A 24,645-nucleotide genomic window follows, 5' to 3' on the forward strand; every position below is an offset into this window, starting at 1 on the left:
AACCCCCGTTTGGCCCAGAGCTAACAAAAACCACATCAAAACCAAAAGGATATTTTGCCTATGAACAAGCGGAATCATAGACGAAGGAGAGCATCTGCATGAGTAAATCTTCTTTACTTACACTCTTTACTCACCCCTCTATGGCGCATTCGTTGCAGCCAGCTTTAAAAAAACTCATGGCAGGCGCTGTTATTTCGTCGCTGTCAGGGTTGGCTATGTTGGCAGCGCTTTGGTGCTTAACCCAACTGCTCGAAGAACTATCCCCCTTCTGGATTGCAATGGCAATAGGGTTATGGCTACTAGGCTCTTTTTCATCCGCCCTAGCCTCATGGCTCGCCCACGATGGAGAATCCGCTTTTTCTGCCAGATTACGCCGACAAATTGCAAACCATTTGGTACGCCTTCCCAACCACTCGTTAGCCAAACATAGCGACCAAAGCTTGCGAGACTTAGTCTCGAATGATGTCGAGAAATTACACCACATGGTTGCTCATTTACCGGCAGAAGCCGCTAACTTTGTAATTGTCCCTTTGGCCGCGATTGCTTTACTGATTCACATGGCAGGGCTATCTGCTCTTTGGGCGTTATTACCAGGAATATTGGCTTCACTTTACTACCTAATCGTTGTCCCTCATATCAATGCACGGGATGGCCAAGCCCGAATGAAAGTAATGGGGGAAATTATTACAGCAGTCGATGACTACTCCCGCGGAATTCGAGTCAACCGAATATACGGTAGACAATCTGGAGCGCTTGCAGCCTATGACGACGCAACTAAGCGCTTTACGAGCAGTATGGTTATGTGGGTCGGTAAAGTTGCAACTCTGGCAGGCATGGCCGTCGCACTATTGCAAGCCGTTGCCACATTTGCAATAGCCTACTTAATCACCTTTGATGCCAACATTGAAACCCAAGCTGCCACAATATTTTTTAGTCTTGCGATTGTTACCCCGGCATTAAGGCTTGGCCATGGCCTTGATTATGTCAGTACTGGTAAGGGCGCGATGGGAAGAATCATATCTCTTTTAGAGCAGGCCCCTTTACCTACCGGTAAAACAACGTCTCTAGAAAATACGTCGCCTCTCACTCTAACGAACGCACAAATGTCTATCGATGACGTTCCCTTACAAAGCCCGCTAAACTTTACCTTCAAAAGCGGCGCTGTAAACATCATTACTGGGCCAAGCGGTGTGGGAAAAACCACTTTGTTACGCATCATCGCGGGTCAGGAAACCTTACAATCTGGCCAAATCACCCTAGCACAGACCGACATTCAGCAGCTAAATGAATTAACTCGCCATAAGAACGTTCTGCTTATTCCTCAAGGAAGCGATGTACTCCCCGCAACGGTTGCAGAGAATTTACGTCTAACAGCACCCAATGCTAGTGATAGCGAGTTAGAAGCGGGTCTACAACGAGCTCAACTAAACATTCCACTGGAAACGTCTGCCGTCATCCTCTCGGGCGGTGAACGCCAACGCCTCGGACTAGCACGGGCGTTCTTATCTGACGCCAAGATTATCCTGCTGGATGAGCCCACCAGCGCTCTAGACAGTACAAAAGTAGAGCGTCTAATGGTCGAGCTGAAACACCTAGCCGAAGAAGATGACAAAACAATCATCATGATCACTCACGACGAGACTCTCGCCGTACACGCCGCCACAAAACTTGAGCTAAATAGGACAATGACATCGGAGAACCAACAATGAAAGAGACGATAGAGCGCTCCGATAATAAACTATTCTCCGCTCTGCCTACAGCCGCTCGGCAGCGCATTATAAACGTAAGTCTGGGCTGGATATTAGTTGCAGGATTAGAAGCCTTTGCATACACCATACTCGCTGTGGCCTTGATCAATCATTGGTCGCCCTTTTGGGTTTGCACGAGCGCAGGATTGGCCGTGTTTGTCACTGTGATCGTAAACCGCGCAGGTTATCTCACCGGCGTCAGGCTAGCAGGAGACTTATATTCCGCCCTCGGGCACGCATTGGCACGAACCAAACTGTCCTGGTTCGACAATGATCATCGAGCACAAATCGCACGCATAGCAGGACAAGGCATTCCCGGCTTTATGAGCATTCCAGCTCACCAACTGCAACGCTTTCTTCATGCTCCCTTACTACCCGCTTGCTTAATCCTAGGCATTGGGTATGTCGCAGGCATTAAAACAGCCTTCGCCGCTGGCATTTTATTAGCCCTATCCTTGCTAGCACAATTTTTCTCACAACGCGCACTAAAACGAGCCGATACCAAACGCCATCAGAATGAGAATCAAACAACAGCAGCGACACTAGAATTTGTCGACCACCTTGAGCTATTACGAAGTGCCGCAGGCCCAATCGGCGCAATAGAGCGCATAAGTAAACGCTGGCAAGCACAGGAAAAAGAACTGGCTAAAACCAACTTAGCGTCGGCTCTCGCCATTTTTGTTTCGACACTGGCTAGTATTCTACCGATAGCGGGTATCGCAGGCTTTATACTTCTTGAAGGTGAAACAAATGCCATATTGTTATTGGCGATCATCGTATTAACTGGACGAGCTTCTGCACCATTAGTTGAACTGGCTTCTGCAGGCCTAAGCTTAAATGATCTAAAAGCCTCTTTGGAGAGCCTAAAAAATACAACCCATGCACCGCAATTGACGGAACCTAAAGACCCCAAACCAGCACCTCAACACTACCCACTACAAGTAAAAGAGGTAACTCACGCACCAGTATTAAACGGAATCAACACGACTATTCCACAGGGCAGCAGGGTACGCATTTTAGGCCCCAGCGGCAGCGGCAAGAGCACCTTACTAGAGCTATTGATGCGATTTGATGACCCAGAATCAGGCCAAATTACCCTTGGTGAAGTGGCATTGAGCGATTTTTCCTATGAAGAACTGGCCACTCATATAGCTTACGTACCTCAAGAAGCAATCGTATTTACTGGCACTCTGGCCGACAACATACGTATAGGTAACCCTGATGCCAGTGATCAGAAAGTAGTAGAAGCAGCGCGCCAAGCCTCTCTGAATGCGGTTATCGCGCGTTCGGATCAAGGTATTCATCAATCTGTCGGACAACAAGGCTCTGCCTTGTCAGGTGGAGAACGCCAGCGTGTCACCCTTGCTAGAGCACTACTTAAAGGAGCGCCCATCCTCATACTGGATGAAGCAACCTCCGCTCTGGACAACGCAACAGAAGAGGAAATCATTGAGAACTTGCGCTCACTCGACGCCACAATTATTTTTGTGACACACAGAGAAACAGCCCATTGGCAACCAGATATGACAATCGACTTAACGAACTAACCTCTGCTATTTACCTACACACAAAAAGCGTGACGTATGCTTACGTCACGCTCCATCTACTCATTAACGTTAAAATACCTAAGCTACGCAGCTCTGTTTCTCTAAATAAGCTACGACATCTTTTAGGGTCCGACATTTTGCAATCTTATAAAAGTCGACAGGAAGTGAGAAAATATCGGCCAGTTGCTTGGATATTTTCATCAATTGCTTAGGTCGAAGATTAAGCTCTGACAAGAGTGTTTGTTCGCTTATAGAAACAGACTCCGAGACTTCAACAGCCTCTTTAAATACGTTAAGCACTGAATCTCGAATATCTGACGCCGCACAAAGCGCACTAGTCGACAAAGGAAAGAAGTGTTCTTGCGCAAATTTCGCCAGTGTTTTTCTATCTACCTTGCCATTTACAGTTAAAGGCAAGCGTTCAATAGATAGCCATTTGGTAGGAATGTGTGAAAGAGGCAATGAGCGTTTTAGATATTCTCTTAACTCTACCTTAGATACCATTTCAGATACCGCATCGTCTTTGGTATAAAGCGCCAATAACTCAGTCAAGTCGTCCTCAGGATGAGAGCAGCTAAGTACAATAGCGTCTTTAACCTGCGAGTGCTTTGAAAGCGCATTTTCTACTTCGATCGCCGAAATCCTAACACCTTTAACTTTCAAATAGCCTTCTTCTCGCCCCGCAAAAATAATAGAACCATCCTCTCTCTCATAGCCCAAATCGGACATTTGAAACACAGTCTCAAGGCATTGTTGAGTATTGCGAATTTGCAGAAAGTCATTTTTAATCAGTTGACCATCAAGCAAATAGCCGTTTGATAAATTAATACCTGACATATACATTTTGCCGACTTCACCTACTTCGCAAGGCTGTAACTGATCGTTCAATATATAATATTGATTGAAAGCCAACGCCTTACCATAGGGAATAGCGTCAAGATCATGATCTTGAATTTCGTGCCATATACTCCAAATAGTGGTTTCTGTCGGCCCACCCAACGAAAATAAACGCGTGTTCGGCAAGAGGCCTCTTATCCGCTCGATAAGGGTCGGTTTAATATAGTCCCCTCCCTGAGCAATGAGCCTCAATGAACTTAGTTGCTCGGGCTCGCTCAACGTAAACAACATATCCACAATAGCCGGCACACTCACCCAAATCGAGATATTATGTCGCGCCACTAACTCAGCCCAAGCACGAGCATCTTTTTGCTGCTCTTGACTAGGAAGCACCAAAGTTGCCCCTACAGATAACGTAGCAAAAATATCAAATACCGACATATCGTGATGAAAAGGCGTGACAGCCATCACACAATCTTTATCAGTGATGTTCCAACATTGAACCGTTTCCTGTATCACATTTGCTGTCGCGCGATGATTAAGCACAACACATTTTGGCGTTCCTGTGCTTCCTGAGGTATACAAATAGTAAGCGGGGGTTTCATCTAAGCTATAGCAAATACTGTCTTCGGTAGCCATCTTAGGTATTTGCATCAAAGATGCGATGTCTAAGTTCGCTTTACCCTCAATCGGCGTTTGACTAATCACACGATCCACTCGGCTATTTTCTAGTAAATAGTGCATACGCTCAGCTGGCGAATCCATATCTATGGGCAGCCAGATCACCCCCGTCAACGTACAAGCCAGCACGGTAAATATGAACTCTGGGCTTTTACGCAAGCAAACCGCCGCCACCATTCCCGAGCTCAGCCCGTCTTTTTCAAAGGCCGTCATAATACGAAGAACACTCTCCGCCATCTCTGCATAAGAAACGTGTTGTCCCGCAAAAATTAAAGCCGTTTTATCTACTTGCTTAGCAAAAAGATTGTGCTTTATTAGGGCAATGTAATCCTCAAGTTCCGTTTCACGCCAAGCTTCGTTGGTAACACTGTCCGCAACTCTGGCTTGCTTTTGAGCTTTATGTGAAAAGGGTTCTTTAACCTGCTCCATGACCTGTTTCATATCTATGTTCTTCGCTTATCTGTTATCTCAATTATTCAAAATCAATCAAACTTAAAGGGACGATGTTTCAGTGAGTAAACTTGAAATAGACACCAGCTTGGCTGAATAGCTTTGTCTGGCATTAGATAAGTCATCGACAAAGGTTCCCTTCTTTATTGATCAACGTCATATTAATGATAAAACCTTCATGAAAATATATGGTAATCATTATCATTAACATGTAGCATTGCTTATCATTATCAGGATGTCAACCAAGTATACGCACATGAACGATTTAACCCCAATGCAGGCAGCATGCTGGTTTGGACGTGACGCCAATTCAGTTTTTTTGGGAGGTGTTTCAGCGCATCTCTACACGGAATTTAATACTCGAACACTTGATTTGCACCAATTAGAGTGGGCACTTCAACGTCTTTATCGAGAACATGCGATACTTAGGATGATCTTGTGCCAAGACGGTCAGGCTAACATTCAAGAGATACCTAATACCCCCTCACCCATTCTCGAAATAGAAGACCTGAAGGAATTAACCGAGCAGGCGAAGCAAGAAAGGCTATTGCAGAAACGTAATGAATGGACGCATCAGCGATTAGAATTAAACCGTGGTCAGGTCATTCGATTCTCGGCAAGTCTTATAGATCTGGATCGTTTTCGCCTACACATTGACAGCGATATGATTGCTGTAGATCCCTCTAGTTTTCGATTGATAATGGAAGATCTGGCGCAATTCTATTTCGATATTGAATCCGAATTCACCAATGTCCCGTCTTTCTTTGATTGGCACGCTGCGCTAAAGAATCATAGTGAGTACCGCAAACTCTCTACACGTGATCGTCAATGGTGGCAGGCTCGTTTGAAAGATATCGCCCCAGCCCCATCATTGCCCTTTATCAAAGATGCGTCAAACGCAGCGCAAAGCCATTGTCTTCATGAGAGGCTTTCGCTTAGTGAATTGACATCAATCGAAACTCTGGCTCGTCAGAATACGCTGACTTTATCCAGTTTATTTGTGGGTGTCTTCGCATTCACACTTGATCAATTTATCCAAGATAGTCAATTCAGACTGAATGTTCCAACCTTTTGGCGTGCACCAGTTTTGGCGGAGACAGACCGCTGCGTAGGAGATTTTGCAAATTTCCTTTTATTGAATATCAATAAAGCAAAACATCGAAGTTTAGCCTCTTTCACACAAGAAATTGCGTCTAAAATGGTACATCTGCTCGAACACTCTCATTATTCGGGCGTTAATATACTTCGCGATTTATCGCGCCATCATGGCAGTACACAAATTGCGCCAGTAGTATTTACCGCGGCATTAGACTTATCTGGTGGCAAACTTTTCTCTGAAAAGGTGACACAAGCATTTGGCTCAATGGACTGGAGTATATCCCAAGGCCCACAAGTCGCTCTCGATGCTCAAGTAGTAAGAATTGATAACGGCGTTTTAATCAATTGGGATATTCGTTTAGATGCGTTAGAGCTGCACTGGGTTAACCAAGTATTTACCACTTTCGTAAAGACTCTAAAAGCGCTATGTCACACTCCAGATTTGTTTGATCATGACTGCAATACCCTACTTGACACTATCGATGGGAAAAGTTCATCGACGCATCAGGAAAACCAACAACAGACTCCGAAAGAAGAACCACTCTCTGCCATACAACAAGCTTATTTATTGGGACGTACGAATTTGCTTCCATTGGGAGGCGTCGCCATGCAGGAGTTTCGTGAATATAAAGGTCATTTCTCTCTACCGATTCTACGTGAGCGCCTTAACTCGCTGATCAAGAAACACGACAGTCTGCGAACCTACATTTGTCCAGATAAACTCACGCAAACGGTCCATAAAAAGGCCGTCGCCAACTTAATAGAGGTCGATTTAAGTGAGATGTCAGCTCAAGCCGCCTCCGTTTATATGGACAGTTACCGAGCGAGATACACACACGCTCTGTTTGACTTAGACCTACCCCCTTGGAATATTACGGCATTTAAAGTGGCAGATGAGCAACTTGTAGTCTTTGCTCGTTTCGATGCTTTAATACTCGATGGGCGTGCCATTGCAACGATCATGAATGAATTGTTTGCGTCAGAAGACATCCATTCAGAGCCCTTGGTGTTAGAGCAGGATGAGCCAGAAAATGATGTACCCAGAGAAGCTGCGCGGGAATACTGGTGCACAAAATTATCTGATATCAAACTTGCTCCTCAAATTCCATGGCGAAAACCTCTTGAGAGCATTAATGATGCAAAATTCGAACGACTCAATATCACCCTAGATAAAAAGGTCTATCGTCAGTTTTATAAACTATCGGCTAAGCGTGGCTTATTTAAAAATACAGCCATCATGTCCGTCATTTTGGAAATACTAGCGTATTGGTCAAAAGACCAATTTATCTACACTGCGCTACCGGTTCTGCCTCTATACTCAGGTGCACTAGCGAATCGTTCGACGTTCATAGCCGTTACCTGGGAACACAACCAACTAGATCTCACAGGTAAAGCTAAGCACCTACAGAATGACATCCATGAAGGGCTCCAATATCTGTCATTTTCTGGCGTCGACATCGCACGTCAATTGGTCGAACAATGCAATGCGAAACCGATCCTACCTGTCGTTATTACTAATGGGCTTTCTTGGCCCACGCCCCCTAAAGATCAGACTATGCAGTTAGCCAGTGGATTGACACAAACGCCGCAAATAGCGATGGATATTCGATTTACTAAGAAAAAAGAAGGTGGGCTGATATTCAGTATTGACTACGTGATAGACGCGTTGGAAGCCTCTGCGGTCATGAGCTTGCTTGAAGCTCTAAAAACAGCGATTCATGACATTGTGAATACGCAAGAATTTCACTTTGATGCCTCTAATTATCTGATTGATCGACAAAAGAAGTCACCAGGTAGCGATAAAAGCCTACCCCACGACGACAACCAAACAATGCAAGATCAGATATCAAGAGTTTATTCGGATGTGATAGGAATACAAGGCTCTAAGCAGCTTGATAAAGACACTAACTTTATGAGCATGGGGTTAAAACCGCAACATTTCAAAAGGATTATGAGCAGCTTAAATGACACTTTCTCTCTCAAAATGTCAGTAAAAGACATCATTAAGTGTCGCAACATAAATGAAGTTGAACACTTATTAAAAAAGTCTATTTAAAAACCGCAATTTTTAAATCACCGAAACGACACATCTCATTTATCGGAGTCAGATTAAAATGGACATAAATAACACTATTACAGGAATTGGCCTTGGGCCATTCAATCTTGGCTTAGCCGCATTATTATCAAAGCATAGTGATATAGAATCTGTATTCTTAGAGCGAAATAGAGAGTTCAATTGGCATAAGGGTCTTTTATTATCAGGCACAACGCTACAAGTCCCTTTTTTCGCTGACTTAGTTACGATGGCTGACCCATGCCACAAACTAAGCTATTTAAACTACCTACATCAACAAGATCGCTTGTATCAGTTTTATTATTATGAAAGCTTTTTGATACCACGCGTTGAGTACAATCATTACTGTCGTTGGGCTGTTGATCAGCTAGAGAATTGCCATTTTGGCGAAAATGTAAGTCATGTTTCTTATGATGATGAGAGCGATCTATTTACTGTTCATAGCGAATTAGCTTCTGGACAAACAAAAACATATTCTAGTAGACACCTTGCTGTCGGTGTTGGGACTCAACCGAATATTCCTCAATGGCTCGCACAGTGCGATCACCCTTTAGCACGTCACGCCTCAGAATTCGCGGATCTACAAGAAACGCTAATGCAGTGCCAGAAAGTCACAGTGGTAGGGTCGGGACAAAGCGCAGCCGAATGCGTGTTAGCCTTATTCCGCTCGTTGACACCAGAGCAAGTGGATCAAGGCGCTTCAATTCGATGGATTACCCAATCAGCGGGGTATCATCCTATGGAATATTCTAAACTGGGTCAGGAATGCTTTACTCCCGCTTATATGGACTACTTTCAAACGTTAACACGAGATAAGCGTCGTGAAGTTGCCAGCAATCAAGGTCTATTATACAAAGGCATTAGTTGCTCGACCATTAGCGATATCTTTGATCTATTGTATGAACGCTCCATTGGTGGCCGCACACCGGGGTTAACATTAAGTCCAAATTGCAGTGTTAAATCCATAAAACAGATCGGCCTCACGAATGGTTTAAAAATTGAATGTGAGCATACCCAACTCAAACAAACTTACTTTTTAGAGTCGGACGCCGTCATTGCGGCGACAGGATATAAGCATCACTGGCCTTCCTGGCTAGAACAGCTTAAAGGATCCGTTTTAGAGACCGATGCTAATAACGACTTTATTGTGAATAAAGATTTTAGCGCGCAACGTTGTGACAGCGGACGCGGAAAAATTTTCATACAAAACCCTGAAATATATCAACAAGGTGTAGGTGGCCCCGACCTCGGCATCGGCGCGTACAGAAACGCACACATTATTAATCAGGTTCTCGATAAGCCATATTACAGAATATCAAAGTCAACTGCTTTCCAAAATTACGGTATTCCGGAAGACGCGACGCTATGCGATTTTAGCGCTCTCTAACCACGTCTCAAAAATAATGTTGCATAATGGCTTCTTACAGAGAAGACTGTTTTTAGTCTTTTATTTTACCAAGAAGCCATTCTCTCTCTTTTAGTTTAAACATAAAGTGACTGTTTTTAGAATGGCATTAAGGTTATCTGTAATATTTTTCCTATTGTGCTTAGTCTCGCTTATGGTCGGTTCTCGACCTATTGCTTGGCAAGCGTTATTAGATGGATCGCAAAGCGTATGGCTTACACTCACCGCAAGCCGCATACCTCGACTCGTCGCTATTGTCCTCACTGGAGTAGGACTATCAATTAGTGGCGTTATCTTACAGCACATTGTTCGAAATCGATTTGTGGAGCCAGCAACATCTGGCGGATTAGATGCTGCTAAATTGGGCGTACTGGTGTCGTTGACTATGCTGCCAAGCGCCACCGTCACTAACAAAGTCTTGTTTGCCGTGGTCTTTTGCTTACTGGCCAACCTACTCTTTATCGCTATTATTCGCCGTATCGAATTTAAAAATACCGTTTTAATCCCCGTATTAGGCTTAATGTATGGCAGCGTTTTAAGCTCTGTAGCAGAGTTTTATGCCTACAAAAATAATATTCTACAAAGTATGCAAGGTTGGCTACTAGGCGACTTCTCAAAAGTCGTCCAAGGTCATTATGAGTTAATCTATCTTATTGTCCCCATTGTAATCTTAGCCTACGCCTATGCGCATCGTTTTACCGTTTTGGGTATGGGGCAAGACATGTCAGCGAGTCTTGGGCTCAACTACGCCTGGACAGCCACGCTCGGCCTGATCCTTGTATCAATAACGGTAGCAACTTCGGTTATTACCATTGGCGCAATTCCCTTTGTTGGCCTCGTTATACCCAACCTCGTAGCATTAAAATACGGCGAAAACTTATCTCGAACATTGCCAATGGTAGCGTTGGGTGGGGCGTGCTTACTATTGATATGCGATATTTTAGGACGTTTATTGCTATACCCCTTTGAAGTTCCTATTGGCTTAACCGCCGGTGGTGTCGGTGGAATCATCTTCCTTACATTGATTTTAAAGGGGGTACGATGAGCACGACCGTAAAAATCGGCACGACACTGATCGTTATTATTCTCTTAATGATCGCGTTTGTTTTTATAGACTCTGGGTTAGATTTTGACTATATCATTCCAAAGCGCCTAGTTCGCTTGGCAACGATCATCTTGGCGAGTATATGCTTAGCCGTGTCTGCGATTGTCTTTCAAACCATTGTTGGGAATCGCATCCTAGTTCCCTCGGTTATGGGCTATGAAGCGGTCTATCTATTGTGGCAAGCTCTATTGCTGTTTCTTTTGGGAGCCCAAGGCCAGAACCTATTAAGCAGCGGTGGCAGCTTCATCTTCTCTTTGGTCTTGATGTTGTCATATTCTTGGGCTCTTCATGCTTGGTTATTACCTCGCTGTAAACAAGATATCTTCAAACTATTGCTGTTTGGCCTAGTACTTACAATGGTCATTAGTACCGCCACACAATATATCCAACTGAGTATCAGCCCAAGCGAGTTCTCGATTTTTCAGGGATTAAGCTATACCTCATTTAACCGTTCAAAGTCCGATACGCTTTTGTATGGCTCCATTGTGGTTTTAGTGACACTTTGGTTTGGCTACAAAAAACTATCGCTACTGGATGTAATGGCGCTGGGTCGAGAACAATCTATGTCGCTTGGTGTGGATCATCGTCGCTATGTGAAGTTGTATCTTGCATTGATTGCCATCCTAGTCGCCGTCTCCACCAGCTTAGTCGGTCCGACTGCTTTTATGGGTGTTTTTGTTGCCAATATTGCTTACGCCCTAGCAAGCCGACATCAACACAAAATTTTACTGCCGCTTGGCTGCGCTATTTCGATCGTAATTTTTCTCACTGCGCAGCTCTTCGTTGAGCATGTTTTCAACTATAAAACCAGTGTCAGCATCCTCGTTAACCTTGTCTGCGGTACTTATTTTATTCTTTTGATTGTCCGTTCTAGAGGGACCTCATGATCTCTGTTCACAACCTTCGCAAAGATTACGGTAAACAACCCGTACTCAATAATATTGACTTAGAGTTTCCTTCTAAAAGCGTTACTTCGCTGATAGGACCAAATGGGGCGGGTAAGTCCACCCTCTTAATGATGATGGCTAAGCTATTAGAGCCCACTAACGGTCATGTAACACTAAAAAATAAAGATATTAATAACATACCAACGTCTCAATACGCTCATCATGTTGCGACGCTACGCCAGTCACCCGGCTTCAACTTACGTTTGACCGTCGATGAGCTAATCTCTTTTGGACGTTTTCCCTACAGCCGAGGCGCATTAACACAGGAAGATAAGCGTATTGTCGATGAAGCAATCGCTTTTTTAGGCTTGGAGTCTTTACGTCAAGCCTATTTGGATGAACTTAGCGGTGGCCAACGACAAATGGCTTTTTTAGCCATGACCATCGCCCAGCAAACAGACATTTTATTGTTAGATGAACCGTTAAATAACTTGGACATGAAACACGCCGTACAGATTATGCAAGCGCTCCGCCGTCTTTGCGATGAATACGAACGTACGGTTGTCTTAGTCATACACGATATTAACTTTGCCGCGAATTATTCAGATCACATCGTCGCGTTGAAAGGGGGAGAACTGCATTTCAGTGGTCCCTCAGACAACGTTATCACGGAAGCAAACCTCAGCGATCTATACGAACTGGAATTTGACATTGTTCGAGGCCCACGGGGTTGCCTTTGCAACTACTATAAGTAAATGGAGAATAGTATGAATCTACGTATTAAAAATAAATATTGGCTTGCCACTCTGGGTGTTCTAGCCATCACTTTGCAGGGATGCGAGGATAAGTCAGCCGCCACTGCATCTTCTACCACCGATCAATTTTCTAAACCTATCACCGTCACTCATGAACTGGGCACTGCTGTGATTGACCACCGTCCACAACGAGTGGCAGCACTGGACATGAATGAAGTGGACTTTCTAGACCAACTAGAGATACCTATCGCAGGCATGGTGAAAGACTACGTCCCTCATTACCTAAAACAGTATAAGAATGATACATCTATTAAAGATTTAGGTGCCATTGTTCAACCCAATATAGAACGCGTGCACACGTTAAAGCCCGACCTCATTTTAATGACCCCTTTGCACGCAGCAAACTATCAAGAATTAGCAGATATTGCACCCACCCTACATTTTGATGACAGCATCAAAAACCATATTACCAAAGTAGAAGAACACCTTACCACGTTAGGGCAAATTTTCGGCAAAGAAGAGCTCGCTGAGAAAAAAGTCGAACAATTGCAAAGCAAAGTAAAACAAGTACAACAATTAGCAAGCAGCCGCCCTGAAAAGGCATTGGTGGTACTTCATAACAATGGTGCTTTCCGCAACCTCGGTCCAAACTCACGTTACGGCTTTGTTTTCGAAGAACTGGGCGTTAAAACGGCCAGCAAGGTGGCTGAAGCCTCGTTACATGGACAGCCAATCTCTAGTGAGTTCATCCAACAAGCGGATCCAGATATTCTCTATATTGTTGATCGAACCGCAGTCATGGAACGTCGCTCAACGATTAACTATGACGATGTAAGTAACCCTCTTTTGCGACAAACCAAAGCATGGAAAACAAACCATGTTGTGTTTGTGGATGCAGACGCATGGTACATAGCAGCCTCAAGTCCAACTGCCATCAACATCATGCTGGATGACATTACTAAGGGATATAAAACAGAATAAATCAATTTTCTTGCACTTTATTGATAATGACTATCATTAACAATACGATTATTATACATATTATTAAGGCAAACCACTTATAATCTATAACAACGACAATAGGATGTTACATGAGTTCTCTACACTCTCAACTTGAATTACACCAGACCAACCTAAACAGCAAGCACAAAAAAAGTGCCCAGACAGAGCAATCCAGCCTGTTTAAGAAAACAGCTCTTAGCTTAGCAATTGCGGCGAGCGCAGCTTACTTATACAGCCCTAGCGTGCTTGCAGAGACAGAGACAGAAACAGAGAAAGCAAGCGATCTCGAAGAGGATAAAAGCAGTGTCACGCTTCCTGTACTGAAAGTCGTTTCCTCAAAAGAAAAAAAGCCCGTTTACTCGGGCACAGACGGACAAGTTTTAGACTCTAACCACACTGGCTTTTTAGGGGATAAAGACCCTTTAGATACCCCTTTTAGTGCCATTGGTTATACAGAAAAGTACATCGAAAACATTCAAGCCAATGATATTTCCGATGTCATCAGCACAACAGATCCAGCGGTTTATACCAGCAACACCAGTGGTGAAAGCCGAGAAAGCTACGCGATTCGCGGCTTCACCTCCAACAGCAACGATGCCACAGTGAATGGCTTAGCAGGTATGGCGCCTTACTACCGCAGCGCGACAGAAATGTATGAGAGTGTTGAAGTCTTGAAAGGCCCCTCTGCCATGCTAAATGGTATGGCCCCAAATGGCTCTGTAGGTGGAACAATTAACCTGACAATGAAACGAGCGCATGATGAGCCACTCACTCAATTAACGACCAAATATATCTCCGACTCTCAAATTGGTGCAAGCTTTGACGTGGGTCGACGATTTGGTGAAGCTAATAGCTTAGGCATACGTGTAAACGGTGCTTTTTTATCGGGTGACGGAACCATTGACCATCAAGAAAACGAATCACAGTTAGGTTCGATTGGTTTAGATTGGCGAGGTGATCGAACAAAAATCTCCGCAGATATTTATCAAACAAAAGAAAATGTAGATGCACCGACTCGGGGTGTTACCGTCGCATCGGGCGTCGATATTCCTTCACCTCCTTCCACCGATACCCTTTTAAATCCAAGTTGGGCCTTTTATGAGAACGAAACGAAAGGAGCAATGATTCAAGGAGAACACGAAATCAGTAAGCAGCTTAGCGTATACGCTAAGACTGGTGTAACTAAATGGAACTATACAGGATTGAGTGCCGACAGCGCGGAAATCATCAACTCAGCTGGCGATATAGAAACAACGCTAGGTGGCGTAAGTGATGATACTAAAAGGACTGCACTCGAAATCGGCTTGAATGGCGAGTTTACAACAGGCTCCGTCATTCATGAAATCGCCACCAATGTGACTCGTTATGACGAAACATACAACTTGTATGCTGGCAGATTTGGAGGGGTCACAATCAATAGCAACATTTATAACCCTGACTGGGGAACACTCCCGGATGGTATAGACTTAAATTTCCCACTACTATTAACGACGGAAACGACCCTGACCAGCTTCGGCTTAGCCGATACGCTCTCTTTTGCGGAAGACAAATACCAACTGACATTGGGGGCGCGTCATCAGCAAGTTAAAACAGCGCAAACTGGCGGTATGTTATCAGCAGGTACTGAATACGACAAAAGTGCCGTTACACCTTCTGCTGCATTAGTCATCAAACTGACGGATGATATATCGGTCTACGCTAACTACATTGAAGGGCTTAACAAAGGGGATACAGCACCTACCACGGCTAGAGGCGGTGCTACGGTGCCTGAGAATGCTGGAGAGATCTTCTCACCGTACAAGACTAAGCAGAAGGAAGTTGGCTTAAAGCTTGATCAAGGCCTGTTTACACATACTATCAGCCTCTATGAGATTGAAAAGCCCAGTAGTTATACCGATACTGATACCAATATATTCGGCTACTATGGTGAGCAGCGCAACCGCGGACTTGAGTGGAACTTCTTTGGTTCACCGCTTGACAATCTACGTCTAATGGGTGGACTTGCGTACATCGACGCCGAACTCACTGCTACCAGTGGAGGCAGTAATGATGGCAATCAAGCGGCTGGCGTTCCCGATTGGCAAGCAAAGTTAGGGGCTGAGTGGGACACTTCATTTGTACGAAACCTAACCTTAACGGCCAATGCAAACTCTGTCTCTAGCCAATACCTGAACGCTGACAATGGAAGTTCTATTTCAGGTTACACAATCTTTGATGTGGGAGCTCGATATGCGACAACAATCGCTCAACTGCCGGTAACCATCCGAGCGAATATCAAAAACCTAGCAGATAAAGAAGCTTGGACAACAGCGAGTTATAACGATCTAGGTTTAGTAGAAGGTCGTAGCGTCAACGTTTCAGCATCAGTAAACTTCTAACATATTAAAGCTAAAACCTGTTAGATAATACAAACGTTAAGGGCTCCATTATGAATTAATGCAGCCCTTTTTTATGGGTAAAAGTGGACGAGATCAAGTACGCACAGTTCTATACATGGCCATGGTGTCAACCATTCAGTCCAATTCCATTTTTAAGGAACGGTATCAACGATGAGTCACATCAGGAAAGCCAAAAAAGTCGCGATAATTACCTGCGTCAACCTGACATCAAAAAGTAATTGCTATTTTAAATTCGATGGACAGATATGGGTCAATGTGACAAACACCAAAGGTTTAAGCTACCGATTGACACCACAGCCTCTTGCTATGTTTCATGTACGATGATGCTTTAAACTTTTAGTGTCATCGCCTTGATAACGTCTTTCGCAACTAACACCGAATCACATTGTGTCGTATCTACTAGAATGTCATAAGGTAGATGCTTCGGTGTCGTTTCATACCCATGCTTTACTTCAGACAACGTGCGATCTTCACGCGCATTTACACGCTGCTCTAAACACGCCCACTCAGCGGTTAAACCTACATAAAAAACGCGAAACTCATTTAGGTAGCCTAACAGTTCATTTGCTCGACGATCGGTAGAGACGACAACATCAAAAATCACCTTGTTACCGCAGTCCAATAGGCTCTTTACGCATGAAAATGTACCTGCCAATAGCGCATTACGGTCAAGAGTGTCCCACTTATTCTCATAATTACACCCATCTAGAATCATCTGATGCAAGGTATAAACGATGGTATCAATTGAAAAATTAAGCCAGACTTCGTGAGACAATTGCTTCTGCAATTCTTTCGCTAACTGCGTTTTGCCCACGCATGATGGACCGTCAATTACAATTAGTTGATATGACATTAAGAGTCCCTTCTATTTGGTAAGCTCTGAAACATAATGCCTAAATTAGCCGCGCGCTTTTCTGCTTCGGCTGGACTTAATAGTTAGTTTCATAAATGTACGCTCCCAAAAGCCAGCTTCAGAATCAAACGTATAGCTAGAGTTGATTTTTTGTACCTCGCTTAATATTCGGCGCTCTGTTTCCATAATTTCTGCCGAGGATCGCTCACTATAATATTCACCAATTTTAAAAATCGTTAGGCTAAGGGCTGCCCCCACTTCAAAGGCAATAATAATTCTACTGAATCCATCTTCCGCGACAATTTTCGAGTCCCCTAAAGTTGCCATAACAACTACTGAGTAATATAAGCTATTCAGATAAGTAAGAGTGAGGTCTTGAAAGTAACTAAAGAAACCGTCGAATGAGAACAAATCATAATTGTCGACAGCCTTAATCTCTCGTAGGCCGGATATCATTTGCTCTTTTGCATCGATTACTCCAATAAAAAAATAACCGCCAGCACAAAGCACTGCCAATGTAATGAAGAAGAACTTAAGCTCTTTGATTGAAGTTTCCTTTTTGCTTAGCTGTTTGATGAGATCAATTAGCAGCTTACCTATATAACCATAGAGAACAACCGCCAATAAAACTAAGATCCACCCTGCTAAAAGTGCCCTTTTGCATAAGGGATCACAAGGCCCATTACAAATACACAGGCCGTGAAAAAAAGATTCTTTGAGTAAATTCTAGTTAAGTCTTCCATTTGCTCCCCTATAAACTAACGCCAACCATAGTCAGAGCCAAAAAGCTGCATAGTGAGGTACGAGCGGCGCGGTTTTTTGCAGTCCGAGTTCATAGCATTGTTATAAGCCTTTTTCATCGGTTATCAAGCCATTAATGAATAAAGATATATCTTTCATGCCTTCTTCCATTGTCTCACTGAGAACCCCGCTTTTTGTATATACAGGAAGAATCATGCCTGATTTTTGAAATTCGTCTTGTTGGGAGAGAATCATGAGATACTCTGATAGTCGTTCTGGCTTGGTTGTTGGTCGAGACAAGTCCTTTTTAAAGGACTCTTCAAATCTAACTATCTCATCCTCATTATCAAAATCGTTTCTTTCGGCATAAACGACTCTGGCCAGCTTTTTATGAGACCATTTAAGCTTCCCCAATATTGACTTTATCTCGGTCTGAAGTTTTTGAGTACTTACTGTCCCCATTTGTCCCCCTCTCGTTTGCTAATCTCTATTTTCCATCCCAGCGGGGATGGTCAACATTTAACTTAATTAAGGAGACTAACATGTCTAAAATCAAGACTCCCATGACCTCGGCCGCTGCTGCAAGAATTCAGTCAGCCACCGCCAAAGCAAATGGCGGAAAAACCCCGAAAGGCTCTTTCGCAGCTAAGGCGCAATCGGCGGCTGCTAAAAATAGCACCAAGGCCAAATAAGGACTTACTATGCCAGACACATCAAACATGACTGACGAAGAACTTGATCTTTGGTCAGATATAAACAACCCAAACAATGACGCTGACATGGATGATTGGGCCGATGCTCACAATCCAAACAACGAGGAGTATTTAGAAGATTAAACATTAACGAGTAGCCTGCGGTACTAAAGCAGGCTACTTGCATTCTTTCGCGTTATCCCTAAATACCTCCTGAAATCTGTCTTCATCGACCTTGTAGCGGATGTAAGAAATTTCATTCATAGTTTCCTCCAAAGCGCATAAGCAAATTTTCTTTTTTGATCGATAGCCTTCATATGGAATTGCGTAACCGGAAGAATTTACACACACATCTAGTAAACTGTATTCAACACCTAACGGATATCGATTGTCAGTAACAACATACTCGATGAACTGGCTTGCACCAAATGAAACAACAGTCAGCAAAGCAGCTACTTTATAAGGCTTTGTAACCGTTATTTTCTTAATTGTTTTATTGCTGCTTCGGCACTTAATATACAGTTCTAAAAAATAACTTCTTTTGTCAGCTGTACAATCGTGAGTTCCTTTGGCTATTAATTCTTCGCTTTCATCAACATCAGATGATCGTCCTTTTAATTGGAACGACTCCTTAACTTTTCTTTTAAAACTTGAAACTAATTCAAGTAAATCAGGAGGGCCATCTCCCCCCGAATCCGGTTCTTTCCAAAGCATCGATACTATTCCCGTGATCTCTATCGCTTACAACAATTAAGGGTCATACGGCAACTTAACCGCAGTTATAACCGTCTGTTGAACTGCCGCGTCTTTACATAGGAGATTTACTTTTTTCATGGTGTGACCTCCCTGTGGCTTTGCGATGTGTTTTAGAGTGCTATTGTCTCTATATAAGACTAAGAAAACTCTTTTTTGAACGTTTTAGTTTTACCCAGATTGTAGGTAATTGGCAAGCCTAACCCCTCAGAACCTTTCACCTGATCACGGTTGTTTGAACGCCAATTAGCCAGATCTTAGTCGCTTTCGCTTCTGACAATTTGACGCGACTTAACCAATAGTGAAAAGTTAAGGGTGGCCTGTATTGCTAATATATCCGACGTGATTTCCTTGTTATATTTATGGGTAATCTACTCCCCCATTAGGTTGCTTACAGTTAGTAATTCGTTTAAATGAAAGGGACCAACCTTTAGAAAAACCATACTTTTTAAGAGCTAAAATCGCATATTCTGAGCAGGTCGGCTCAAATAAACACGAATTACGTAGTCTCTTTGGGGCGATTGCCCGGTAAAAGAGTATTAATTTTATAGATAGCCAAATCAAAGCTACTTTTCCTTACGGAATGTTATTACATAGTAACTATTTCTTTCAGCTTTCTTTCCACTAAGGGCATCGAAACAGCCAGGTTGAACATCAACACCAATACTGTCAACACGCTGAAATTCCCACCCATCAGATGCGTGTTCATTTACAACACCTTCTAAGTATGCAGCAGCTTCATTTCCTTTATGGGCCTTCATTTGAACAGCTATATTTGGTGGAATTTGAACCATTTTATATTCAAACATTAATTATTTTCCTTATATGATTTAATGCGTACTAATAAATATAATCGTCTGTTAAACTGCCGCGTCTTTATATAGGGAATTTGCTTTTTTCATGATGCGACCTCCCTGTGTCTTTGCGGTGTGTTTTCGAGTGCTCTTGTCTCTAAATCAGACGAAGAAGACTCTTTTTGAACGTTTTCTGCTCGACTATCTCTTTAGTTTTACCCAGATTGTAGGTAATTGGCAAGCCTAATCCCTCAGAACCTTTCGCCTGATCATGGTTGTTCCTTTAGTCAATTCGTTACGCCACTGAGCGCCGATTAGTCAGATCTTAGTCGCTCTCGCTTCTGACAATTTGATGCTACTTTACTGACATAGCAAGCGGATGAATCAACGAAAGTGGGAGTGTAACAAGCTAGGTGTCCTAGTATGAGCTACGGGCTGAGCTACCTGTTGGTAGATTTTCTGTTTCGAGCGAGTCACTGACCCCTCCCTAACCCTCCCCTTAAGTAAGGGGAGGGAATCTGGGACACCACTGCTACCGACCCTGAGTAAGGGGAGGAAATCTGAAACACCGCTGGCACCGACCCTGAGTAAGGGGAGGGAATCTGAGACACCGCTGGCACCGACCCTGAGTAAGGGGAGGGAATCTGAAACACCGCTGGCACCGACCCTGAGTAACGGGAAGGTATCTGAAAAGCCGCTGCGACATAAATTTCAGGCACAAAAAAGCCGAACACTAGGTTCGGCTTTCGTGACTCACTTAGGAAGTGAGTAGAATTCGTTGGTAGGTCTAAGCAGATTCGAACTGCTGACCTCTACCATGTCAAGGTAGCGCTCTAACCAACTGAGCTATAGACCTACGAATTGGTGGTTATTATACGCAGAGGAATTCGATTGGCAAGCACTAAGCTAATAATTTTTAAGGTTTTATAAACTTTTTTGTCGGCTCTGCTTTGCGTCAATTCTAATCGCGTGGTGATTCAGGCGGACGATGATTTTTCATAAAAAGATCGATCTCAGATTCGGTCAATAACCCGTCACTGTTGGTGTCAATGTCGTTAAAGTCGTTTTGCATCGGGCCACGTGTTTCGTCTAAGGAAATATAGCCATCGCCATTTTGGTCAAAGTCTGAAAAGCTAGGTGGCTTTCCTCCCATTCCTCCAGTTGGCGGTTCTGGGCGATCTTGTGCAAACGTGGAAAATGACAGGACGAGGGACGCTAATAAAATAATTCGGCTCATAATAATATTCATACTAAAAGTGGTGATAACACTCAGTATGACACTGCCCGAACCGTGACGTAATCGGCTTTTCGCAGCCTTTTCATTCCTGCGTCTTTGTTTACATTTTCACAAAGAAACGCTCAAACGCTAGCTCACTGGGACAAGCAGCTCATGCCCAATGACTTCGTCAATTTTGTCATACGGCACTTTATATTCGTTCTCACGAAAGACGACCACCACGTAATCAAAACACATTTTGATGATGGTGCAGTTTACGATGACATCGCCATCGATGACTCGGATAATATTTCGATTACGCAATGTCAGTGACATTTTTCGCCCTCTACAGTTCGCCAACTTCTTTTAGTTTTTTCTGCAACACTCGGATTTGATCGCGGTAGCCTGCTGCCAGTTCAAATTGCAGGTTCTCCGATGCTTCCATCATGTCTTTTTGCAGTTTAATAATCGCCTTACGTACTTCTGCCACATCGTCCATGCTTTCGACTTGATAGTCTTTTGAAGCCTCAGCCACTTTACGCGTTTGCTTGCCTCGACCTTTACCTGCGCCGGGGTTGTACGCGCCTTCCATGATGTCTTCTACCGATTTGGTAATGCCTTTTGGAACAATGCCGTGCTCTTCGTTAAACGCTTGCTGTTTCACACGGCGGCGGTCTGTTTCTTCAATGGCACGCCCCATTGAACCGGTAATTCTATCTGCGTATAAGATGGCTTTACCGTTCACATTACGAGCCGCTCGACCAATGGTCTGAATCAATGAACGGTCAGAGCGTAAAAAGCCTTCTTTGTCTGCGTCGAGAATCGCGACCAAACTGACTTCTGGAATATCTAAACCTTCACGAAGTAGGTTGATCCCGACCAATACATCAAACTCACCCAATCGAAGATCTCGGATGATTTCAACTCGTTCCACGGTATCAATATCTGAATGGAGGTAACGCACCCGAATGCCGTGTTCGTATAGGTAATCGGTTAAGTCTTCGGCCATACGTTTGGTCAGTGTCGTGACCAATATACGTTCGCCTGTCGGAAGACGAAGGTTAATCTCTGATAAAAGATCGTCCACCTGTGTGGCGACTGGACGAATTTCTACCTCTGGATCAATCAACCCCGTCGGTCGAACAATCTGCTCAACCACCCAATCCTGATGTTCTGCTTCGTACTTGCCGGGGGTCGCCGACACAAAAATAGTCTGCGGTTTGATCGATTCCCATTCTTCAAAGCGCATTGGTCTGTTGTCCAATGCTGACGGTAAGCGGAACCCGTATTCCACTAAGTTTTCTTTACGAGAACGGTCACCTTTATACATAGCGCCAACTTGTGGCACGGTAACGTGAGATTCATCTATCACGAGTAAGGCATTAGCAGGGAGGTAATCAAACAAGGTCGGTGGCGGTGAGCCTTCGGGGCGACCTGATAGATAACGGGAGTAGTTTTCGATACCAGAGCAATAACCCAGCTCTTGCATCATTTCTAAATCGTAATTCGTACGTTGTTCTAAACGCTGTAACTCGACGAGTTTATTCAGCGATTTAAGCTGTTCTAGTCGTTGATCGAGTTCCGTTTTTATTCTTTCAATGGCATCAACGATGGTCTCGCGAGGCGTGACATAATGAGTTTTTGGGTAGATAGTGATTCTGGGGACTTTTCGAATCGTTTTATTGGTCAATGGATCAATAATCGACAAGTTATCGACTTCGTCGTCAAACAACTCAATACGAAACGCCGTGTCTTCCGAATCAGCTGGAAACACATCAATCACGTCACCACGTACTCGAAAATTCCCTCGTTCGAACACTAAATCATTGCGCGAATACTGTAGCTCCGCTAAACGACGTAATACGGCGCGTTGATCAATTCGGTCTCCGCGATCAAGGTGAAGCATCATTTTCAAATAGGACTGCGGATCACCCAAACCGTATATGGCAGAAACCGTTGCGACGATAATAACGTCTTCGCGCTCAAGCAAGGCTTTTGTTGCAGATAAGCGCATTTGTTCAATGTGTTCGTTTACCGATGCGTCTTTCTCGATAAAGGTATCGGATGCCGCTACATAGGCTTCTGGTTGGTAGTAATCGTAGTAAGACACAAAATATTCAACGGCGTTATTTGGAAAGAACTCTTTGAACTCGCCATAAAGCTGAGCCGCCAGCGTTTTGTTGTGCGCCATGATGATGGTAGGTCGCTTTGCGTTCGCGATAACATTTGCAACCGTAAACGTTTTACCAGAGCCCGTTACACCCAACAATGTCTGATGCGCTAATCCAGCCTCTATGCCTTGAGTCAGTTTCGCAATGGCGGTTGGCTGGTCACCAGCAGGTTGATACGCTGATACTACTTCAAATTGTTGAGTCACGTCGGCTTCCTACTCTCAAGTTTGGTTCATGTTGATCACTATTATCCAACCTCCCTATCTTAGCAAAATTCGCTTTCTCGTCCGAGCTGATTCCTAAGATTGACTTAAAAAAACACTGTCTGTCGCTCTCGAACTCGCAGCGCACGCGAGGTGTCAGTTTGGTGAACTAGAAATGCACTCGAAATGTACGCTAGATCCACCATCCCATATAACCAAATCTATAGAACTAAGCCGCTTTAATAAGATATACGCATTAAATCAGGTTTTACTAATATAAAAACTTAGTATATTCTATTTAGAAATAACCTTATAACCATATTAAAGGTAATCACATGCCATTATCAGACCAACCACTTGTTACTGCTTTCTTCGACGAAGCAACGTTCACCGTGTCTTACGCCGTAACAGACCCAAAGTCTCTCGAGTGTGCCATCATTGATTCGGTGTTGGATTATGATGCCGCATCAGGCAGAACCAGCTCTGATTCTGCCGATCAAATAATCGAGCACATCAAGCAATATGACTTAACGCTAAAATGGATATTAGAAACTCACGTTCACGCTGATCACTTATCTGCGGCACCGTATCTCAAATCGAAGCTAGGTGGCGACATTGTGATCGGCGATCACATTACCACCATACAAACGACATTTGGCAGCTTGTTTAACGCTGAACCCGAGTTTTTAAGAGATGGTTCGCAGTTTGATGTTCTCGTGTCCGATGCGCAAAGCCTGCCGTTGGGCGATCTGTCCATTGAGGTCATGCACACACCTGGCCACACCCCTGCATGCGTGACCTATAACATCGGAGACGCTGCGTTTGTAGGCGACACGTTATTCATGCCTGACTACGGCACTGCACGATGTGATTTCCCCGGTGGCGATGCCAGTACCTTGTATCGATCCATACAACGTATTTTCGCCCTCCCCGACAGCACTCGACTCTTTATGTGTCATGACTACAAAGCCCCCGGTCGAGATGAGTACCAATGGGAGACGACGGTGGCTGAACAAAAGCGCTCAAATGCACACATTCATAGCGGTGTCTCCGAAGGCGAGTTTTGTGAGATGCGCACGACGAAGGACAAAACACTTAGCATGCCGAAACTGATTCTTCCCTCAGTGCAAGTAAACATGCGAGCGGGCGAGCTACCACCAGCTGAAGACAACGGCATTCGTTATTTAAAAATACCGTTAAACGCCGTTTAGAAATCAAGCAAAAGAAGCGAACC

22 protein-coding genes, 1 tRNA gene and 1 pseudogene are annotated in these 24,645 nt (G+C 43.9%); 13 read left to right on the forward strand and 11 right to left on the reverse strand.

What is annotated here, in order from left to right; translation table 11 throughout:
* Positions 1-98 precede the first annotated feature (98 nt).
* Both MARME_RS13760 and MARME_RS13765 read left to right on the forward strand, forming a co-directional pair.
* Complete coding sequence (locus MARME_RS13760) at positions 99-1,709, forward strand: ATP-binding cassette domain-containing protein (RefSeq protein WP_013661871.1); 1,611 nt, start codon at positions 99-101, stop codon at positions 1,707-1,709.
* Entirely contained in the window at positions 1,706-3,295 is a 1,590-nt protein-coding gene (locus tag MARME_RS13765; protein ID WP_013661872.1) for an ABC transporter ATP-binding protein, read from the forward strand. The genes MARME_RS13760 and MARME_RS13765 overlap by 4 nt, the downstream gene beginning before the upstream one ends.
* A gap of 78 nt (positions 3,296-3,373) precedes the next feature.
* Here MARME_RS13765 and MARME_RS13770 read toward each other — a convergent pair whose 3' ends face one another.
* Positions 3,374-5,254, reverse strand: a complete 1,881-nt coding sequence (locus MARME_RS13770; RefSeq protein WP_013661873.1) for an AMP-binding protein — start codon at positions 5,252-5,254, stop codon at positions 3,374-3,376.
* Between the two features lie 265 nt (positions 5,255-5,519).
* On the opposite strand from MARME_RS13770, the gene MARME_RS13775 reads away from it, so the two are divergent.
* The 8 genes and pseudogenes from MARME_RS13775 to MARME_RS22880 form a co-directional block, all read left to right on the forward strand.
* Positions 5,520-8,417, forward strand: coding sequence for a condensation domain-containing protein (locus MARME_RS13775; RefSeq protein ID WP_013661874.1), 2,898 nt, complete (start codon positions 5,520-5,522; stop codon positions 8,415-8,417).
* A 58-nt stretch (positions 8,418-8,475) separates the two neighbouring features.
* The gene (basC, locus tag MARME_RS13780; protein ID WP_013661875.1) at positions 8,476-9,822 is read left to right on the forward strand and encodes a putative histamine N-monooxygenase; all 1,347 of its coding nucleotides are present in this window, start codon (positions 8,476-8,478) and stop codon (positions 9,820-9,822) included.
* A gap of 121 nt (positions 9,823-9,943) precedes the next feature.
* Positions 9,944-10,885 carry an ABC transporter permease gene (locus MARME_RS13785; RefSeq protein ID WP_013661876.1) on the forward strand — a complete coding sequence of 314 codons (942 nt, stop codon included), beginning with the start codon at positions 9,944-9,946 and terminating at the stop codon, positions 10,883-10,885.
* A complete protein-coding gene (locus MARME_RS13790) occupies positions 10,882-11,832 on the forward strand; it encodes an iron chelate uptake ABC transporter family permease subunit (protein ID WP_013661877.1) in 951 nt (316 codons plus the stop codon). The genes MARME_RS13785 and MARME_RS13790 overlap by 4 nt, the downstream gene beginning before the upstream one ends.
* On the forward strand, positions 11,829-12,587 hold the full coding sequence (locus MARME_RS13795; protein WP_013661878.1) for an iron ABC transporter ATP-binding protein: 759 nt from the start codon (positions 11,829-11,831) through the stop codon (positions 12,585-12,587). The genes MARME_RS13790 and MARME_RS13795 overlap by 4 nt, the downstream gene beginning before the upstream one ends.
* 12 nt (positions 12,588-12,599) lie before the next feature.
* On the forward strand, positions 12,600-13,568 hold the full coding sequence (locus MARME_RS13800; protein ID WP_013661879.1) for a siderophore ABC transporter substrate-binding protein: 969 nt from the start codon (positions 12,600-12,602) through the stop codon (positions 13,566-13,568).
* 110 nt (positions 13,569-13,678) lie between these two features.
* The gene (locus tag MARME_RS13805) at positions 13,679-15,967 is read left to right on the forward strand and encodes a TonB-dependent receptor (RefSeq protein WP_013661880.1); all 2,289 of its coding nucleotides are present in this window, start codon (positions 13,679-13,681) and stop codon (positions 15,965-15,967) included.
* A gap of 79 nt (positions 15,968-16,046) precedes the next feature.
* Positions 16,047-16,247: pseudogene (locus MARME_RS22880) on the forward strand (IS110 family transposase); the annotation flags it as partial.
* 69 nt (positions 16,248-16,316) lie between these two features.
* On the opposite strand, the gene MARME_RS13810 reads toward MARME_RS22880, so the two are convergent.
* The 3 genes from MARME_RS13810 to MARME_RS13820 all read right to left on the reverse strand — a co-directional run bounded on the left by MARME_RS13810 (position 16,317) and on the right by MARME_RS13820 (position 18,044).
* Positions 16,317-16,841, reverse strand: coding sequence for a phosphotransferase-like protein (locus MARME_RS13810; RefSeq protein WP_013661881.1), 525 nt, complete (start codon positions 16,839-16,841; stop codon positions 16,317-16,319).
* Between the two features lie 45 nt (positions 16,842-16,886).
* Entirely contained in the window at positions 16,887-17,465 is a 579-nt protein-coding gene (locus MARME_RS13815) for a hypothetical protein (RefSeq protein WP_013661882.1), read from the reverse strand.
* 219 nt (positions 17,466-17,684) lie between these two features.
* Positions 17,685-18,044, reverse strand: a complete 360-nt coding sequence (locus MARME_RS13820) for a hypothetical protein (protein WP_013661883.1) — start codon at positions 18,042-18,044, stop codon at positions 17,685-17,687.
* 80 nt (positions 18,045-18,124) lie between these two features.
* Here MARME_RS13820 and MARME_RS21875 point away from each other — a divergent pair, with 80 nt between their 5' ends.
* Together MARME_RS21875 and MARME_RS22705 are read left to right on the forward strand one after the other, a co-directional pair.
* Positions 18,125-18,274 carry a hypothetical protein gene (locus tag MARME_RS21875; protein ID WP_013661884.1) on the forward strand — a complete coding sequence of 50 codons (150 nt, stop codon included), beginning with the start codon at positions 18,125-18,127 and terminating at the stop codon, positions 18,272-18,274.
* A gap of 9 nt (positions 18,275-18,283) precedes the next feature.
* Positions 18,284-18,418: a hypothetical protein gene (locus MARME_RS22705; protein ID WP_013661885.1), complete on the forward strand. Its 135-nt coding sequence runs from the start codon at positions 18,284-18,286 to the stop codon at positions 18,416-18,418.
* 33 nt (positions 18,419-18,451) lie between these two features.
* Here the strand turns inward: MARME_RS22705 and MARME_RS22555 are convergent, their stop codons facing one another.
* The 7 genes from MARME_RS22555 to uvrB form a co-directional block, all read right to left on the reverse strand.
* A complete protein-coding gene (locus MARME_RS22555; protein ID WP_013661886.1) occupies positions 18,452-18,988 on the reverse strand; it encodes a hypothetical protein in 537 nt (178 codons plus the stop codon).
* A 399-nt stretch (positions 18,989-19,387) separates the two neighbouring features.
* Entirely contained in the window at positions 19,388-19,591 is a 204-nt protein-coding gene (yidD, locus tag MARME_RS22885) for a membrane protein insertion efficiency factor YidD (RefSeq protein WP_013661887.1), read from the reverse strand.
* Between the two features lie 2 nt (positions 19,592-19,593).
* Entirely contained in the window at positions 19,594-19,836 is a 243-nt protein-coding gene (locus tag MARME_RS13830) for a DUF4177 domain-containing protein (protein WP_013661888.1), read from the reverse strand.
* Between the two features lie 764 nt (positions 19,837-20,600).
* Positions 20,601-20,677, reverse strand: a tRNA-Val gene (locus MARME_RS13835).
* 105 nt (positions 20,678-20,782) lie between these two features.
* A complete protein-coding gene (locus MARME_RS13840) occupies positions 20,783-21,058 on the reverse strand; it encodes an EF-hand domain-containing protein (RefSeq protein ID WP_148231032.1) in 276 nt (91 codons plus the stop codon).
* Positions 21,059-21,187: 129 nt separating this feature from the next.
* Positions 21,188-21,373, reverse strand: a complete 186-nt coding sequence (locus MARME_RS13845; protein WP_013661890.1) for a hypothetical protein — start codon at positions 21,371-21,373, stop codon at positions 21,188-21,190.
* Positions 21,374-21,383: 10 nt separating this feature from the next.
* Positions 21,384-23,414 carry an excinuclease ABC subunit UvrB gene (gene uvrB, locus MARME_RS13850; protein WP_013661891.1) on the reverse strand — a complete coding sequence of 677 codons (2,031 nt, stop codon included), beginning with the start codon at positions 23,412-23,414 and terminating at the stop codon, positions 21,384-21,386.
* Between the two features lie 332 nt (positions 23,415-23,746).
* Between uvrB and MARME_RS13855 the strand changes: the two genes are divergently transcribed.
* Positions 23,747-24,622 carry an MBL fold metallo-hydrolase gene (locus tag MARME_RS13855; protein ID WP_013661892.1) on the forward strand — a complete coding sequence of 292 codons (876 nt, stop codon included), beginning with the start codon at positions 23,747-23,749 and terminating at the stop codon, positions 24,620-24,622.
* Positions 24,623-24,645: the final 23 nt, after the last annotated feature.

This window comes from Marinomonas mediterranea MMB-1 (assembly GCF_000192865.1).
Classification (GTDB): Bacteria; Pseudomonadota; Gammaproteobacteria; order Pseudomonadales; family Marinomonadaceae; genus Marinomonas; species Marinomonas mediterranea.